The 16,389-nt window shown below is 56.8% G+C and carries 18 protein-coding genes; 6 read left to right on the top strand and 12 right to left on the bottom strand.

Going from position 1 to position 16,389, the window contains the following annotated elements; all coding sequences use genetic code 11:
- Positions 1 to 8: 8 nt before the first annotated feature.
- The 9 genes from KOSB73_RS11945 to KOSB73_RS11905 form a co-directional block, all read right to left on the bottom strand.
- Positions 9 to 497, bottom strand: a complete 489-nt coding sequence (locus KOSB73_RS11945; protein WP_004134587.1) for a YbjO family protein — start codon at positions 495 to 497, stop codon at positions 9 to 11.
- A 57-nt stretch (positions 498 to 554) separates the two neighbouring features.
- Positions 555 to 1,400 (bottom strand): putrescine ABC transporter permease PotI, encoded by an 846-nt coding sequence (gene potI, locus KOSB73_RS11940; RefSeq protein WP_024360104.1) that lies wholly within the window; start codon positions 1,398 to 1,400, stop codon positions 555 to 557.
- Positions 1,397 to 2,350: a putrescine ABC transporter permease PotH gene (gene potH / locus KOSB73_RS11935; RefSeq protein ID WP_014228601.1), complete on the bottom strand. Its 954-nt coding sequence runs from the start codon at positions 2,348 to 2,350 to the stop codon at positions 1,397 to 1,399. The genes potI and potH overlap by 4 nt, the downstream gene beginning before the upstream one ends.
- A 10-nt stretch (positions 2,351 to 2,360) precedes the next feature.
- Positions 2,361 to 3,494 carry a putrescine ABC transporter ATP-binding subunit PotG gene (potG, locus tag KOSB73_RS11930; protein WP_098140554.1) on the bottom strand — a complete coding sequence of 378 codons (1,134 nt, stop codon included), beginning with the start codon at positions 3,492 to 3,494 and terminating at the stop codon, positions 2,361 to 2,363.
- A 102-nt stretch (positions 3,495 to 3,596) separates the two neighbouring features.
- On the bottom strand, positions 3,597 to 4,709 hold the full coding sequence (gene potF / locus KOSB73_RS11925; protein WP_004134594.1) for a spermidine/putrescine ABC transporter substrate-binding protein PotF: 1,113 nt from the start codon (positions 4,707 to 4,709) through the stop codon (positions 3,597 to 3,599).
- A 348-nt stretch (positions 4,710 to 5,057) separates the two neighbouring features.
- Positions 5,058 to 5,537 (bottom strand): type III secretion system chaperone family protein, encoded by a 480-nt coding sequence (locus KOSB73_RS11920; RefSeq protein ID WP_004130838.1) that lies wholly within the window; start codon positions 5,535 to 5,537, stop codon positions 5,058 to 5,060.
- A gap of 89 nt (positions 5,538 to 5,626) precedes the next feature.
- The gene (gene rimK / locus KOSB73_RS11915; protein WP_004134597.1) at positions 5,627 to 6,529 is read right to left on the bottom strand and encodes a 30S ribosomal protein S6--L-glutamate ligase; all 903 of its coding nucleotides are present in this window, start codon (positions 6,527 to 6,529) and stop codon (positions 5,627 to 5,629) included.
- A 103-nt stretch (positions 6,530 to 6,632) separates the two neighbouring features.
- Positions 6,633 to 7,355: a nitroreductase NfsA gene (nfsA, locus tag KOSB73_RS11910; protein ID WP_004134599.1), complete on the bottom strand. Its 723-nt coding sequence runs from the start codon at positions 7,353 to 7,355 to the stop codon at positions 6,633 to 6,635.
- Entirely contained in the window at positions 7,339 to 7,629 is a 291-nt protein-coding gene (locus tag KOSB73_RS11905) for a YbjC family protein (RefSeq protein WP_004134601.1), read from the bottom strand. The genes nfsA and KOSB73_RS11905 overlap by 17 nt, the downstream gene beginning before the upstream one ends.
- A gap of 204 nt (positions 7,630 to 7,833) precedes the next feature.
- Between KOSB73_RS11905 and KOSB73_RS11900 the strand changes: the two genes are divergently transcribed.
- Positions 7,834 to 8,097, top strand: a complete 264-nt coding sequence (locus KOSB73_RS11900; protein ID WP_004100567.1) for a GrxA family glutaredoxin — start codon at positions 7,834 to 7,836, stop codon at positions 8,095 to 8,097.
- 6 nt (positions 8,098 to 8,103) lie between these two features.
- Here the strand turns inward: KOSB73_RS11900 and ybjM are convergent, their stop codons facing one another.
- The gene (ybjM, locus tag KOSB73_RS11895) at positions 8,104 to 8,487 is read right to left on the bottom strand and encodes an inner membrane protein YbjM (protein WP_004134606.1); all 384 of its coding nucleotides are present in this window, start codon (positions 8,485 to 8,487) and stop codon (positions 8,104 to 8,106) included.
- A gap of 267 nt (positions 8,488 to 8,754) precedes the next feature.
- Here ybjM and KOSB73_RS11890 point away from each other — a divergent pair, with 267 nt between their 5' ends.
- Positions 8,755 to 10,440, top strand: a complete 1,686-nt coding sequence (locus KOSB73_RS11890) for an aspartate:alanine antiporter (protein ID WP_004134610.1) — start codon at positions 8,755 to 8,757, stop codon at positions 10,438 to 10,440.
- Between the two features lie 157 nt (positions 10,441 to 10,597).
- On the opposite strand, the gene KOSB73_RS11885 is transcribed toward KOSB73_RS11890, so the two are convergent.
- Positions 10,598 to 11,140 carry a TetR/AcrR family transcriptional regulator gene (locus KOSB73_RS11885; protein ID WP_004130826.1) on the bottom strand — a complete coding sequence of 181 codons (543 nt, stop codon included), beginning with the start codon at positions 11,138 to 11,140 and terminating at the stop codon, positions 10,598 to 10,600.
- 149 nt (positions 11,141 to 11,289) lie between these two features.
- Here KOSB73_RS11885 and KOSB73_RS11880 point away from each other — a divergent pair, with 149 nt between their 5' ends.
- Complete coding sequence (locus KOSB73_RS11880) at positions 11,290 to 12,492, top strand: MFS transporter (RefSeq protein ID WP_004135117.1); 1,203 nt, start codon at positions 11,290 to 11,292, stop codon at positions 12,490 to 12,492.
- Positions 12,492 to 13,307, top strand: coding sequence for a Cof-type HAD-IIB family hydrolase (locus tag KOSB73_RS11875; RefSeq protein WP_049099688.1), 816 nt, complete (start codon positions 12,492 to 12,494; stop codon positions 13,305 to 13,307). Before KOSB73_RS11880 ends, KOSB73_RS11875 begins: the two co-directional genes overlap by 1 nt.
- 47 nt (positions 13,308 to 13,354) lie before the next feature.
- Here the strand turns inward: KOSB73_RS11875 and KOSB73_RS11870 are convergent, their stop codons facing one another.
- Positions 13,355 to 14,590, bottom strand: a complete 1,236-nt coding sequence (locus tag KOSB73_RS11870; protein WP_024360107.1) for an MFS transporter — start codon at positions 14,588 to 14,590, stop codon at positions 13,355 to 13,357.
- A 318-nt stretch (positions 14,591 to 14,908) separates the two neighbouring features.
- Here KOSB73_RS11870 and ybjG point away from each other — a divergent pair, with 318 nt between their 5' ends.
- Together ybjG and deoR are read left to right on the top strand one after the other, a co-directional pair.
- Positions 14,909 to 15,502 (top strand): undecaprenyl-diphosphate phosphatase, encoded by a 594-nt coding sequence (gene ybjG, locus KOSB73_RS11865; protein ID WP_024360108.1) that lies wholly within the window; start codon positions 14,909 to 14,911, stop codon positions 15,500 to 15,502.
- Positions 15,503 to 15,627: 125 nt separating this feature from the next.
- On the top strand, positions 15,628 to 16,386 hold the full coding sequence (gene deoR, locus KOSB73_RS11860; protein WP_004135121.1) for a DNA-binding transcriptional repressor DeoR: 759 nt from the start codon (positions 15,628 to 15,630) through the stop codon (positions 16,384 to 16,386).
- Positions 16,387 to 16,389: the final 3 nt, after the last annotated feature.

The following is a 16,389-nucleotide window of genomic DNA, read 5'->3' as shown; positions in this document are numbered from 1 at the left end:
TATCACCGTTACTGTAAACGGAAAAAGCGTCGGCACGGGGCCGGCACAAACAGCATCGCCAGCACCAGCAGATCCGGTAGTTTTTGCAGCACCAGGGAGCGAAAGATTTCGCGCTTCGATTCCCCGGCAATGCTAAACAGCTCGGGGTAACCGTAGCCCAATGACGCGGCCCACAGGTAGCCAATCACGATAATCTGCGTCAACAAGAATAGCCAACGCGCCCAGTTGCGCCCTTTTACCAGCGAAAAAGCGCACCAGATTTCAATAAACACCAGCACCAGGCTTGAGAGGAACACCAGGGTGAGCGCCCACGTCTGCACGCTGCGATGGACAAAATCCACCATTCCCTGAACGCCAAGCTGGTTGAGGATCATCAGCAAATCCAGACCGCGGATTAAAATAATGGCGAAGGCCGCCACCTGCACCAGCGCAGGAACGTTAAGACGTGCATGAGAAGAACGCGTATTAGTAAACAATCCCAACGTAAAGTCTTCCATGAAAACGGCGCCTCAAGTGCGGCGCCGATGTTAACTCTATTGCAGATTTTAGGTGGTTCAGCCGGTTCTTGCACGCTGGATATCGCGTACCCGCTGCTTTTCCGCGCGGGCCATCAAATACCAGGCGATAAAACCAACAATTCCAACCACGCCGAGGATTAACGTCGCCAGGGCGTTAATCTCCGGGTTGACCCCCATGCGCACGCTGGAGAAGACCAGCATCGGTAGCGTTGTCGCCCCCGGTCCGGAAACAAAGCTGGCTATGACAAGGTCGTCGAGCGACAGCGTAAAGGCCAGCAGCCAACCGGAGACCACCGCCGGCATAATCATCGGCAGCGTAATGACGAAAAAGACCTTCAGCGGCGCGGCCCCCAGATCCATCGCCGCCTCTTCAATGGAGTGGTCAAGCTCACGCAGGCGCGATGAAATAACCACCGCGACGTACGCGGTACAGAAGGTGACGTGCGCCAGCCAGATGGTCAGCATGCCGCGATCCGACGGCCAGCCAATGGAATGCCCCAGCGCCACAAACAGCAGCAGCAGCGACAGGCCGGTAATCACATCGGGCATCACCAGCGGCGCGGTGATCATAAAAGCAAAGCCGTTTGAACCGCGGAAGCGGCCAAAACGCACCATTACCACCGCGGCAATGGTACCGAGGATCACCGCCGCCGTCGCGGCGCAGGCGGCAATGGTCAGACTTAAGCCTACCGCGCTCATCATCGCATCGTCATGAAACAGTTCGCGATACCAGCGCGTCGACCACCCGGCCCATACCGTCACCAGCTTTGAGCTGTTGAACGAGTAAATCACCAGCATCAGCATCGGCGCATACAAGAAGGTAAAGCCGAGCAGCAGAATTAAAATTCGCCACGGCGAACGGACTACCGGCAAATTATTCATCCGTGTTCCCCCACCTGTTTTTGCTGATGCTTGTGGAACCACATGATCGGCACGATCAGCAGCAACAGCATCACGATCGCCACCGCCGACGCGACCGGCCAGTCGCGGTTATTGAAGAACTCCTGCCACAGCACGCGGCCAATCATAATGCTGTCCGGGCCGCCCAGCAGTTCCGGGATAACGAACTCCCCGACCGCCGGAATAAACACCAGCATCGACCCGGCAATAATCCCGCCTTTGGTGAGCGGAACGATCACCTGGAAGAAAGTCTTCAGCGGTCGGGCGCCCAGATCCAGCGACGCCTCCACCAGCGAGTAATCAATACGCGTGAGGGCGGTATAGATCGGCAGCACCATAAACGGCAGATAGGCGTAAACAATACCGATATAGACCGCCAGGTTGGTGTGCAGGATCTCCAGCGGCTGGTCGATGACCCCCAGCCACAGCAGGAAGTTATTGAGCACGCCGTTGCTTTTCAGCAGCCCCATCCAGGCGTAGACGCGGATCAGAAACGAGGTCCATGACGGCAGGATCACCAGCAGCAGCAGGATATTTCGCGTCGATGGCTTACTGTGCGCTACCGCCCACGCCAGCGGATACCCCAACAGCAGGCAGCAGAACGTCGAGATCGCCGCCACCTGAAGCGACTGCAGATAGGCTTCAAAATAGAGCGGATCGTCGGTGAGCTGCAGGAAATTCCCGAGATTCAGCGTTAACGTGAGCTGACCGTCGGCCCACTCCAGCAGGTCGGTGTACGGCGGGATCGCCCGCGCCATCTCCGCCAGGCTGATTTTAAAAACAATCAGGAACGGCAGCAGGAACAGCAGGATCAGCCACACGTAGGGCAGCGCAATAACCAACTTGCGCCCGTGGGCCATCTGCAGTCGCGCCAGCCATAGCGCAAAACCGCCCGGTTTTTTTACGCCTGACGGGGGTTCTAATGTACTCATCGCCCTCTCCTTACACCGTCAACACGACGCAGCTATCGGCATCCCAGCACAAACGCACCTCATCACCCCAGGTTGGCGCCCCCTTACGGTAACGATGTTCGTTCTGCAGCTGAGCGCTCAGCATCTGCCCGCTTTTCAGGCGCACATGGTAGATAGACAGGTCGCCGAGATAGGCTATATAGATAACCTCGCCCACCGCGAAGTTATAGCCATCCGCGGGCGGGTCCTCGCAGAGCATGATTTTTTCCGGGCGCAGGGCCACCCACACCGGGACGTTATCGACGACGGAGGCATCGGGATCGACCTTCAGCGGATGGGTCAGGCCCGGAGAGTCCAGCACCAGGCCATCTTCCTGACGCTCTTTCACCAGCCCTTCAAAGACGTTGACCGAGCCGATAAACTCTGCGCTGTAGCGGGTGGTCGGGTGTTCGTAAATTTCCTCCGGCTCGCCGATTTGCACGAACTTGCCGCGGTTCATAATGGCGATGCGCCCCGCCATGGTCATCGCCTCTTCCTGATCGTGGGTCACCATCACGCAGGTGACGCCGACGCGCTCAAGAATATCGACGACTTCGAGCTGCATCCGATCGCGCAGCTTTTTATCCAGCGCCCCCATCGGCTCATCAAGCAGCAGCAGTTTCGGTCTTTTCGCCAGACTGCGGGCCAGGGCCACGCGCTGACGCTGGCCGCCGGAGAGCTGATGCGGTTTACGCTTTGCAAACTCCTGCATATGCACCAGCGCCAGCATCTCCTGCACCCGGCTGGTGATTTCGGCCTTGGGCAATTTGTCCTGCTTGAGGCCAAAGGCGATATTCTGCTCCACCGTCATATGGGGAAACAGCGCGTAGGACTGGAACATCATATTAATCGGCCGCTGATACGGCGGCACCCGCGCCAGATCGACGCCATCCAGGACAATCTGTCCGGCGGTGGGCTGTTCAAAACCCGCCAGCATACGCAGCAGGGTTGACTTGCCGCAGCCGGAAGCGCCCAGCAGAGCGAAAATTTCGCCTTTATAAATAGTGAGGTTGACGTCGTCGACGGCGTGCTGACCGTCGAACGACTTGGTTAAATTACGGATTTCCAGCAGCGGGGTCAGCGCTTTGGGGTTTTTCGCCTGCGGGCGAGGAATCACATCGTTCACGGGGTGTTCTCCGGCAGAAATCAAATCATGGTGCAGGCGCACCATCGCGGTGCGCCTGTTGCCGGCAGCGCGAGGCATCGCCGGCCTACAACTCACGGAGAATTACTTACCGCTTTTCACCTTCGTCCAGGCGCGAGTACGCACGCGGTCGATTTTCGGATCCTGTACTTTTAGCGTGAACAGCTTGGCGAAGACGTCAGCCGGCGGATAAATGGCCGGGTTATTGCGGATCTCTTCGCTGACCAGCGGGAGAGAGGCTTTATTGCCGTTAGCGTAATAGACATGATCGCTGATGTGGGCGATAACATCCGGGCGCATCAGGTAGTTGAGGAACTGATAAGCCTCATCTTTGTTTTTCGCATCTGCAGGCATCGCGAAGACGTCAAAGAACGCCAGCGCCCCCTCTTTCGGAATAAAGTAGGAGACATTAACGCCGTTCTTCGCTTCTTTCGCCCGGTTCGCCGCCTGCCATACGTCGCCCGCCCAGCCGATAGCGACGCAGATATCGCCATTCGCCAGGTCATTGATGTACTGCGAGGAGTGGAAATAACGAATATTCGGCCGCAGCTTCAGCAGCAGGTCGGTCGCCGGGCCGGTGTAATCGTCGGCTTTACTGCTGTTAGGATCTTTGCCGAGGTAGTTCAGCACGGTGGCGAAAATCTCTTCCGGGGCATCAAGGAAGGAGACGCCGCAGCTTTTCAGTTTCTCCAGGTTCTCCGGCTTCATCACCAGATCCCAGCTGTCCAGCGGCGCGTCTTTACCCAGTACGGCTTTCACTTTATCGATGTTATAGCCAATACCGGTGGTCGCCCACAGGTACGGGATCGCGTATTTATTGTCCGGGTCGTGCTTCGCCACCAGCTTCAGCACTTCCGGATCGAGATTTTTCCAGTTGGGAAGTTTGCTCTTATCCAGCGGCTGGAAAACCCCGGCCGCCAGCTGGCGCTCAAGGAAACTCGCCGACGGCACCACCAGGTCAAAACCGGTGCTGCCCGCCATGAGCTTACCCTCCAGCACTTCGTTGGAGTCAAAGACGTCATACACCACTTTAATGCCGGTCTCTTTTTCAAAATTCGCCACCGTATCCGGCGCAATATAATCAGACCAGTTATAAACATGCAGGGTTTTTTGTTCGGCTGCGAGCGAACCGGCAGAGACGGCCATCAGCGCACCCGTAACCAGACCTGTTAACCATTTTTTACCAAAGGCGGTCATATCTCTTATTCCTTCTCAATGCCCGTTAACAAGCGGGCTGAATATACGCACTTGTTCGCATGCAATAATCATGCATATTTTTTCATTGCCTAAGAAAAGGAGAGAGGACCTCTCCCGGAATGGTTGCCCGCAACTGGAAGCAGCGTCAGAATAACTGTAGCCAGAATAAGAGGCTATAGCCCAGGTAAAAAAACGGCTTTTATCAATTTTTTATGCAATAAGGGTCTATGTGATAAGCCGAAAGCGGCAGAATGGCGGTGAAAAATTCTTTACAGGAAGGTTAATAGCAGAATAAAAGCACGTAATACGCAGCCGCCATGGCAGTGGCTGCGCTATTTTTCGACAGGCTTAGTGAAGAAAATGGTACTGAATATTCTCAGCCGCCGGCTCTTCTTCCTCGGACTTATACAGCACCTGATTGGCGCTGGCCTCAAGGATAACCATAGAAATCTGTTCTTCGCTCTGGCGGAAAAACCACGCGAACTGGTCGAGGGTCACGCCGACGCCGACGGTCAATGCCTGACACACCACCAGTTTCGGCAGATTATCGTCCTGAATATCGAGGAAAGCTTTGACCGTCAACGAACTGGCGTTAATCGCAGAAAGATCGGCGGAAAGCGGCAACAGCGCGGAGGGTTTGACCTCAGCCAGCGCGGAGAAAAGCACCACGTTATCCACCAGGTCAAGTTTGGCATCAAAAATGCCTTCGAAATTTTGCATATGCGGCAGGTGCAGTGCCTGGCAGGAATCACACTCAAAAAAGCTGATGCCCAATTCGTCGAGCCATTGACGTAATGTATCAAGACCCGGAACGACCAGTGAATCCATATGACCTGTGACCTCTTACTGTGAAAAATGCGACGCCATAGCTTACGCAAAAAAAGCGGCGTATTCCATGACGGTGTCGTGAAAGGGAACTATCCGCCCATTTTCAGACAAAATCCGGGCGTGGCTTGTCGTTCGATCCAGGCGATCATTTTGCCGGCGATATCGACGCCGGTGGTGGTTTCAATCCCTTCAAGCCCCGGAGAAGCATTAACCTCCATCACCAGAGGACCGCGCGTGGCGCGCAGAATATCAACGCCAGCGACGTCCAGCCCGAGCGTCTGCGCGGCCTTAATGGCCATTTCACGCTCCTGCTCGCTGATAAACGCCACCGACGCTACGCCGCCGCGATGCAGGTTAGAGCGAAAATCCCCCTCCTTCGCCCGCCGCTCAATCGCCGCCACGACCTCATTGCCCACGACCAGGCAGCGCACGTCCCGGCCTTTCGCCTCGGCGATATACTCCTGCACCAGAATATGCGCATTCAGACCGCGAAAAGCGTCAATGACGCTCTCTGCCGCCTGCCGCGTTTCGGCCAGCACGACGCCGATGCCCTGAGTGCCCTCCACCAGCTTTACCACCAGCGGCGCGCCGCCAACCATCGCGATCAGGTCGCTGGTATCGTCTGGCGAATGGGCAATGCCGGTGAGCGGCAGGTCGATTCCCTGACGCGCCAGCAGCTGGAGCGAACGCAGCTTGTCGCGGGCGCGGGTGATGGCGACGGACTCATTGAGCGGATAGCTGCCCAGCAGCTCAAACTGACGCAGCGCCGCGGTGCCGTAGTAGGTAATCGCCGTGCCGATGCGCGGAATGACGGCGTCAAAATGCGGGAGCTGGCGGCCTTTGTAGTGAATCGATGAGGCCACCGGACTGACGTTCATATAGCAGGAAAGCGGATCGAGGATTTCCACCTGATGACCGCGTTTTTGCGCGGCTTCGCGCAGGCGTCGACATGAATAAAGCGTTCCATCCCGGGATAATATGGCAATTTTCACCCTGCACCTCTGCGAAAAGACCCGCTCCGGCGGGCCTTTGGTAGTCAATGAGCGCTGACCTGCGAAATTTCCTTACGTCAGACCAGGGGCAGTTTACACGCAATCAGCGCGTAGCCCATCCCTGCTTATGCAGATATTCCAGAATAAATGGACGGCTCTCTTTGACGATAGTCCGGCGGATATGGTCGCTCCAGGTATCGCGACGCGTGTTGCTGCCGCGTGAGAGATAATACTGCGCCAACTGCTCGTCATATTCCGCAAGGACCGTCTCATCCAGCGGCTGATAGTGATTTTCATGCACCAGCATCGCCGACGGCATGCGCGGTTTCACTTCCGGGTTATCGTCAGGCCAGCCAAGGCACAGGCCAAACAGCGGCAGCACGTGCTGCGGGAGCTTCAGCAGCTCGGTCACCGCATCGATATTGTTGCGCAGGCCGCCGATATAGACGCCGCCCAGGCCAAGGGATTCCGCCGCCACCAGCGCATTCTGCGCCAGAAGAGCGGTATCGACGCAGCCCAGCAGCAGCTGTTCGGCGAGGCCCAGCTGAGCGTCCGGGCAGATTTGCAGATTGCGGTTAAAATCAGCGCAGAATACCCAAAACTCCGCGGCCTGCGCCACGTGCTGCTGACCGCCGCTCAGCGGGACCAGCTGTTGACGTATTTCCGGGTCGGTAACGCGAATAATTGAGGAACATTGTAAAAAACTGGAGCTGGAAGCGCCCTGCGCGCTGGCAATAATCGCGGCGCGCTGTTCGTCGCTTATCGGCGCGTCGGTAAAATGGCGAATAGAACGGTGGCTACGCAGCAGCTCAATGGTCGGCGTCATCTCGTTTTTCTCTGTCAGGCAGTGAGGAAGGTGGGGTTTTCGTGTGCGTCAACTGCGGGGCAATGACTTGCGCCACGCGCCACATTAACGCCACGGCGGCCGGGAGCATCAGCAGGATCCCCGCGAAGATCATCAGCAGCGCCGCCGTCGGGCTGGAAAACGGCGCGGGCAGGCTGACGTACTGGTTGAGCGAGAGCCAGGCCAGGGTCAACAGCACCATGCCGATAATCTCGACTACCAGAATACTTGTGGGTAATGCAGCGGGCGATCGCATAACGCTCCTCCGGTCCAAATCATGCACGCTCCCGGGCAAAAACCGGTCGCATATCAGGCCAGTATAGCGGTTTCATCAGCAGAATATTTAACAAACATAGCCTTAAGCCATCAAAGCAAAAGGCAGAACCTTCTTTCCCTCGCCGACATAACGCGGCATGATACCCGCCATTCGCCATCCGGCTGAGGTTTAAGGAGAGAGACTATGTTTACGGTAATTTTTGGTCGTCCAGGCTGCCCCTATTGCGTTCGCGCCAAAGAGCTGGCGGAAAAGCTGAGCAATGAGCGCGATGATTTTAACTATCGCTACATTGATATTCACGCAGAAGGCATCAGCAAAGCCGATCTGGAAAAAACCGTGGGTAAACCGGTAGAAACCGTGCCGCAGATTTTTGTCGATCAGAAGCACATTGGCGGCTGCACTGACTTTGAAGCCTGGGCGAAAGAGAATCTCGGCCTGTTCGCCTGAGACGGCTCACTCCTCTGACGAGGGCTTGCGTCTGGTATCAAGCCAGGCGCAAATAAACAAAAAGCACAGCGCGCCCAGCGCGCACCAGAACACCGCGCTAAACAACCACGCCAGTTCCTGCCAGAAAGAACGCTGGGTCACAAAGAAAAGCCGCATGACCACCAGACACACTGGCGCAGCCAGCATCGCGCCGATAAGCGGGCGAATAACCCGCTGTCCGGGAGAGAGGCAGCTTGCCGCCGCACCGGGTAGCAAAAAGAATAGCAGCCCGAGCTCAGGGTTACCGGTAGCCCGAAAGGCGCCTTTCATATGTAACAGTAGTGACAAACAAACCACAATAAATAGAAAGAACCCACAGATAATACCGGCCCAGGTACGCTCAGATTTCACGACATCCTCCTGATTTTGCCTCTAACCAACTTCCACTTCGCCCAGTCAGATAAAGATTCTGGCAATCCATGCCAATAAAAGATCCCGTCAATGTAAAAACGATTGTTACTAGCCGCAGCCTCCAGGAAGGATTAAACTGTCGACTATATTTTGCTGGTTATAACGGGATGCCAGAATAGCGTTCGGGACAACGCGAACACTGGACCAACCTTAGACCAAATAACCATTTCCTTCAACAACTTACTAGTAAATGAGAAGTTGGCTTTCGTGAATATAAACGTCGCAGATTTGTTAAACGGGAATTACATCCTGTTATTGTTCGTTGTACTAGCATTAGGACTCTGCCTCGGGAAACTGCGTCTCGGGTCGGTACAACTTGGTAATTCCATTGGCGTTTTAGTCGTTTCCCTATTATTAGGGCAGCAGCATTTCAGTATTAACACTGACGCCCTCAATCTCGGCTTTATGCTGTTTATTTTCTGCGTCGGCGTGGAGGCGGGACCCAACTTTTTTTCTATTTTTTTTCGCGATGGGAAAAATTACCTGATGCTCGCTCTGGTGATGGTCGGCAGCGCGATGCTGATCGCCATGGGGCTGGGTAAGCTATTCGGCTGGGATATCGGCCTGACGGCCGGGATGCTCGCCGGCGCTATGACCTCCACCCCCGTGCTGGTGGGCGCCGGAGATACGCTACGCCACTTCGGCCTGCCCAGCGACCAGTTAGCCCTTTCGCTCGATCATCTGAGCCTCGGCTATGCCCTGACCTATCTGGTTGGCCTGGTCAGCCTGATCGTCGGCGCCCGCTATATGCCGAAGCTGCAGCATCAGGATTTACAGACCAGCGCCCAGCAGATCGCCCGCGAGCGCGGCCTCGACACCGATTCCCGGCGTAAGGTGTACCTGCCGGTGATCCGCGCCTACCGCGTCGGCCCGGAGCTGGTGGCGTGGGCTGATGGTAAAAACCTGCGCGAGCTGGGCATTTACCGCCAGACCGGCTGCTACATTGAGCGCATCCGCCGCAACGGCATTCTCGCGAACCCGGACGGCGATGCGGTGCTGCAGATGGGCGATGATATCGCCCTGGTGGGTTACCCGGATGCCCATGCCCGCCTCGACCCAAGCTTCCGTAACGGCAAAGAGGTCTTCGACCGCGATCTGCTCGATATGCGTATCGTCACCGAAGAGATCGTGGTCAAAAACCACAACGCCGTCGGCCGCCGCCTGGCGCAGCTGAAGCTTACCGATCACGGCTGCTTCTTAAACCGCGTTATCCGCAGCCAGATCGAAATGCCGATCGACGACAACGTTGTGCTCAACAAGGGCGATGTGCTGCAGGTTAGCGGCGATGCGCGTCGCGTCAAAACCGTCGCGGATCGTATTGGCTTTATCTCCATCCACAGCCAGGTGACCGACCTGCTCGCCTTCTGCGCCTTCTTTATTGTTGGCCTGATGATCGGCATGATCACCTTCCAGTTCAGCTCGTTCAGCTTCGGCATCGGTAACGCCGCCGGTCTGCTGTTTGCCGGCATCATGCTCGGCTTCCTGCGCGCCAACCATCCGACGTTCGGCTATATCCCGCAGGGGGCGCTGAATATGGTGAAAGAGTTCGGCCTGATGGTATTTATGGCCGGCGTGGGGCTCAGCGCCGGCGCCGGCATTAATAACGGCCTCGGCGCCGTCGGCGGTCAGATGCTGGCGGCGGGCCTCATCGTCAGCCTGGTGCCGGTGGTTATCTGCTTCCTGTTCGGCGCGTACGTCCTGCGCATGAACCGCGCGATGCTCTTCGGCGCCATGATGGGCGCCCGCACCTGCGCGCCGGCGATGGAGATCATCAGCGATACCGCGCGCAGCAATATTCCGGCGCTGGGATACGCGGGGACCTACGCCATCGCTAACGTGTTGTTAACCCTGGCAGGTACGCTGATTGTTATCATCTGGCCGGGGCTACAGTAAACTTTTCAGAAAAAAAACGCGTATACGCAGAACTTTTTTAGCTGGCGTCAGTCATAAGTAGTGCCACTGCTTTTCTTTGATGTCCCCATTTTGTGGAGCCCATCAACCCCGCCACTTAGGTTCAAGGTTGATGGGTTTTTTGTTTTCTGCGCCCCGCTCACTCTCCCGCCAGCCGGTCTACCATCAGTCGAATCGCTTCTCTTGATAGCGGCGCTCTGTCGGTCACGAAGTGCAGCGTCATCCCCTCGATAAAGGCGTCCAGCCCGCGGGCCGTTGCCGGTTCAAACCACTGCTCAAGGGTCTGCTGGCTGCGCAGCATCCAGTTCTGCATGACCGCTTTTAAATTCGGCTGGCTGCTGCAAAAAGCATAAAGCTGATACATCAGCTCCATATTGCGCGCGGTAGTGACCTGGGCGCTAAAAATCAGCTCGGCAATGGCGTCACAGGCCTCCCGGCGATTATGCACATCGGCAAAAAACTGCTGATACTGCGCCGACATCTGGCCGGTAAACAGGCTGAACGCCTCTTCGACCAGCGCCTCAATACCGCTAAAATAGTAGGTCAGCGAACCCAACGGCACGCCCGCGCAGGTGGCGATTTTCCGGTGCGTAACCGCATGAATGCCGTGTATCGCGATCGTGTCCAGCGTCGCCTGCAAAATCCGCTCCCGACGCTGCGGGTCGTTTGGTCGACGGGCCATACTCTTTTCCTCTTTCATTTAATATGCCTCAGGCTGAATCGAATCATAGAGGTCAATAAAAAAGCATTCCTCAGCAAGCAACCTGGATGTACAAATGTACACAACCTTGCTACTGTTGTCTGCATCTCTTCACTCTCGGGCATTTACGGATGACAGCGCAAACTTCACGCAGGGCCCTTCAGCTAAGGCTGTGGGCGCTCTTCATGTTCTTTTTTATCCCCGGATTACTCATGGCGTCATGGGCCACCCGCACGCCGGCGATTCGCGATCTGCTCGCGCTATCGACGGCGGAAATGGGGATTGTATTATTTGGACTCTCAATAGGTTCAATGAGCGGCATCCTCTGCTCAGCGTGGCTGGTCAATCGATTCGGCACCCGTAAAGTGATTCGCGCCACCATGTCCTGCGCGGTGGTCGGCATGCTGGTGCTCAGCGCCGCGCTATGGTTCACGTCGGCGGTGCTGTTTGCCATTGGCTTAGCCATCTTCGGCGCCAGCTTTGGCTCCGCGGAAGTGGCGATTAACGTCGAAGGCGCCGCCGTTGAACGCGAAATGAATAAAACCGTCCTGCCAATGATGCATGGTTTCTACAGCTTCGGCACGCTCGTCGGCGCCGGGATTGGCATGGCGGTAACCGGCTTCGGCCTGCCCGCCGCGCCGCACATTCTGCTGGCGGCGCTGGTGGCTATCGCCCCCATCGCTATCGCCATTCGCGCGATTCCTGAAGGCACCGGCAAAAATGCGGCGGAAGCGGCGCGCCATGAAGGCAAAGGCCTGCCGATCTGGCGCGATGCCCAGCTGCTGCTGATTGGGGTGATCGTCCTGGCCATGGCCTTTGCCGAAGGCTCCGCTAACGACTGGCTGCCGCTGCTGATGGTGGACGGCCATGGCTTCAGCCCAACCTCCGGCTCGCTGATTTATGCAGGCTTCACCCTCGGCATGACCCTTGGCCGCTTTACCGGCGGCTGGTTTATTGACCGCTACAGCCGCGTGACGGTGGTACGCGCCAGCGCGGTAATGGGCGCGCTGGGCATTGGCCTGATTATTTTCGTCGACAACCCGTGGGTCGCCGGTCTCTCCGTATTATTATGGGGCCTCGGCGCGTCGCTGGGCTTCCCGCTGACCATTTCCGCCGCCAGCGATACCGGCCCCGATGCGCCGAAGCGCGTCAGCGTGGTGGCGATTACCGGCTACCTCGCCTTCCTCGTCGGGCCGCCGCTGCTGGGCTTTCTCGGCGAACACTTCGGCCTGCGCAGCGCCATGATGGTAGTGCTGGCACTCGTGCTGGTCGCGGCCATCGTCGCCCGCGCGGTAGCGAAGCCACAATCTGAACCCGTGATGGAGAACAGTTAATGAGCATCAAATTGATTGCGGTAGACATGGACGGCACCTTTCTGAGCGATGCCAAAACCTATAACCGTCAGCGTTTCCTCGCCCAGTATGCGCGAATGCGCGAGCAGGGCATCCGCTTCGTCGTCGCCAGCGGCAACCAGTATTACCAGCTCATCTCCTTTTTCCCTGAGGTGGCGCACGAAATCGCTTTTGTCGCCGAAAACGGCGGCTGGGTGGTCAGCGCCGGCGAGGATGTGTTTAACTGCCGGATGCAGAAGGAACATTTCAATACCGTCATCGACCATCTTCTGACGCTGACCAACATTGAAATTATCGCCTGCGGTAAGCGCAGCGCTTATACCCTCAACCGCTATAACGATGCGCTGAAAGCGGTCGCGGCGAAGTACTATCATCGCCTCGAACTGGTCGACGATTTTAATCATATTGCTGATGATGAAATTCTGAAGTTCGGTCTCAACGTGCCGGATCAGCTGATTCCGCAGATCCAGCCGAAGCTGCACGCCGCGCTTGGCGATATGGTGACCGCGGTCGCCACCGGCTACGGTAGCATTGACCTGATTATTCCCGGGGTGCATAAAGCCAACGGACTGCGCATCCTGCAGGAACGCTGGGGCATAAAGAACCATGAAGTGGTGGCGTTTGGCGATAGCGGCAACGATATCGAAATGCTGCAACACGCCGGATTCGGTTTCGCGATGGCCAACGCCGCCGCGCCGGTGAAGGCCGTCGCCGGCTACCGTGCCCCGCACAATAACGAAGAAGGCGTGCTGCATATTATTGATAAGGTACTGAATCGCGAAGCGCCGTTCGCCTGAGGTAGCGCCTGCTGCGGCGCGTCACGTCGCAGCAGGGCATTTGAAGGTTACTGCGGTTCGTGGGCGTTGCCCACGCGTTTATCCTTCAGGAAGTAGACCGTCATCGCCAGCCAGAGCACCCCGCTCAGCAGGTTGAGCAAGCTGAAGAGCCCGCTACCGCCAGACTCATAGGCGTGCTTACTGACTTCGATACCCACGGTAAAGATCAGCATTTGCAGCATCCCCATCGCCGCCGACACCGTCCCCTTACTCATCTCGCTGGCAAACAGCGTCAGACGCACCAGTCCGGCGTTGGCGAGACCAATCCCGAAGGCGTAAACGCTCAGCCCGGCGGTCATCCACAGATACGCGTGCGTCGACGCCACCGTCGCCACAGCGGAGATCAGCAGGCCGATCATAATCGGCCAGCCGCCGAGAATAATCAGCGAGCGCACCGTTTTGCGTGAAGTCTGGCGCGCCAGCACCAGGTTCCCGGCAATCAGCGCGCCAAAAATCGGCACCTGCAGCAGGCCATATTCGTAGCTGGTCGCCTGCTCGCCGCTGATGATGATCACCGGCGATTGGGCAATCCACGCCAGCAGCGGCAGGCTGACAAAACCGGTGGCCAGCGCGCCGGCGACAAAGCGCAGGTTTTTCAGCACTTCACGATAATCACGCCCCAGCTCTTTTACCGATAGCTTCTCGCCCATGCGGGTGGCGGTTTCCGGCATCGCCTTCTGTAGCCCGAAAAAGGCGATGGCGGCCAGCACGGCAAACAGGACAAACATCATCTCCCACGGCAGGAGATGAACCCAGGCCGCGCCCACCAGCGGCCCGAGCAGCGGCGCAATCAGCGCGACGTTGGCCATCAGGGCGGTGATCTTGATGCACACCGCCTCTTCAAAAGACTCCTGTATCGCCGCATAGCCGACCGCGCCGATAAAGCACAGGCTGATACCCTGCAAAAAGCGCAGCAGCGTGAACTGCTCAATAGTTTGCGCCAGCAGCGTCGCCAGGCAGGTTACGATAAACCACACTACCCCGGTCAGCATCACCGGACGACGGCCGATGCGGTCCGAAAGCGGCCCCAGCAGCCACTGCAAAAACATACCGCCGGCCAGATAGGCGGTCATTGAGGTCGGCACCCACTCGTTGCCCACGCCAAATTCTGCCACCACCGAGAGCATGCCCGGCTGGATCATGTCATTGCCGATATAGGTGGAGAACTCGTATAACACCAGGCACAACGGAAAGAGCAGCGCCTGACGTCCGAGGCGTTTGCCAGAAAGCGAATAATTCTGCATGAAATCTCTTATTTAAATAAAACCGCGCAAAGTTTAATGAAAGTCGTCTCGGGGAGATAGCGAATTGTGAGCGATGAAGCAAAATATCGCCACACGGATAGCGCATCGCCAGCAACCAATCAAAATCCAGCTGTATATATTTCGTTTATGTTTCAATTAGATTACAGGCTATATACTCCTTCAATCAGTCTGTTAACGAAGCCACGCCCGCGTTTTAATTCATAACAAACTGATAATTAAGACAATACTGCTTTATCTTATCGCCACCGTTTTTTAAGGTGGGCGGCTTGTTGCTAACGGACCCAAGAGCCTGGATGTATGCTGGAAAATATTAACTACTCGCTGTTTGCATTACTCAACGCTACCCCCGCATCGCCGTGGTGGGCGATTGAAATCGCGACGTTTATCGCCAAAGACCTGATAATTATGGTGCCATTATTGGTGTTGGCCTTATGGCTTTGGGGCCCAAACCAGCGGCAGTTAGTATTTAAGGTCATGATGGCATTAGCCATTAGCCTGACGCTTTCGTGGATATTCGGCGTATTTTTTCCGCATGACCGTCCGTTTGCCGCCGGTATTGGCTATAACTTCCTGCATCATTCGCCCAATAACTCCTTCCCGAGCAATCACGGCACGATCTGCTTTACCTTTGCGCTGGCCTTTATGTTCTGGCACCGCCTGTGGTCGGGCGCGCTGCTGTTCTCCCTTGCCTGCGCGATTGCCTGGTCCCGGGTCTATCTCGGCGTGCACTGGCCGATGGATATGCTGGGCGGGCTGCTCACCGCGATGATCGCCTGCCTTAGCGCCCAACTGCTGTGGCAAAGCGGCGGAAAAACCCTCTATCAGCATCTGCAGCGGCTGTACCGTCTGTTTTTTTCGCTGCCGATTCGCAAAGGTTGGGTGCGCGAATAGATGTTCCTGACCAGCTGGTAAAGTTGCGGTAGCGCCCAATTCCTGCGCGTGACTAAGCCTCTTCCGGCAGGTAAAATCGCCGCTGACGCCCTGTCAATGCAGGGCGCTTTCAGCTTAGAGGGAATATGGAAACTCGTCGTGACGAACGCATCAGTCAGCTTATTCAGGCACTCAAGCGCAGTGATAAACTCCATCTAAAAGAAGCGGCCACCCTGCTTGGCGTGTCAGAGATGACCATTCGTCGCGATCTCAACGGCCACAGCGGCCCGGTCGTGTTGCTGGGCGGCTATATCGTTCTGGAGCCGCGCAGCGCAACGCACTATCTGCTGAGCGATCAGAAAACACGCCTTGTGGATGAAAAACGCCGCGCAGCCCGCCATGCGGCTAAGCTGCTTGAGCCCCACCAGATGGCCTTTTTTGACTGCGGGACCACCACGCCGTGGATCATCGACGCCATCGATAGCGCCCTGCCCTTTACCGGGGTCTGCTATTCGCTCAATACCTTTCTTTCCCTGCAGGAAAAACCCCAGTGCCGCGCGATTTTGTGCGGCGGCGAGTTCCACGCCAGCAACGCCATTTTTAAACCGCTAAGCCTGCAGGATACGCTGAGCCACCTTTGCCCGGACATCGCGTTTTATTCCGCCGCGGGCGTCGATTGCGAGCAGGGCGCGACCTGTTTTAACCTGGAAGAGCTGCCGGTCAAACACTGGGCGATGAAAAGCGCGCGCTACCACGTGCTGGTCGTCGATCACAGTAAATTTGGTAAAGTTCGCCCGGCGAGGATGGGGGATTTAGCGCAGTTTGACGTGATTGCCAGCGACGTGTGTCCGGATGACGATCTGCTCGCGCTGGCGAAGGAAAAACAGATTTCACTGCTTTACTAACCG

The sequence above is a fragment of the Klebsiella grimontii genome (genome assembly GCF_900200035.1).
GTDB classification, from domain to species: domain Bacteria; phylum Pseudomonadota; class Gammaproteobacteria; order Enterobacterales; family Enterobacteriaceae; genus Klebsiella; species Klebsiella grimontii.
Note: the sequence above shows the minus strand (reverse complement) of the source record. Positions and strands in the feature narration are given on the sequence as shown.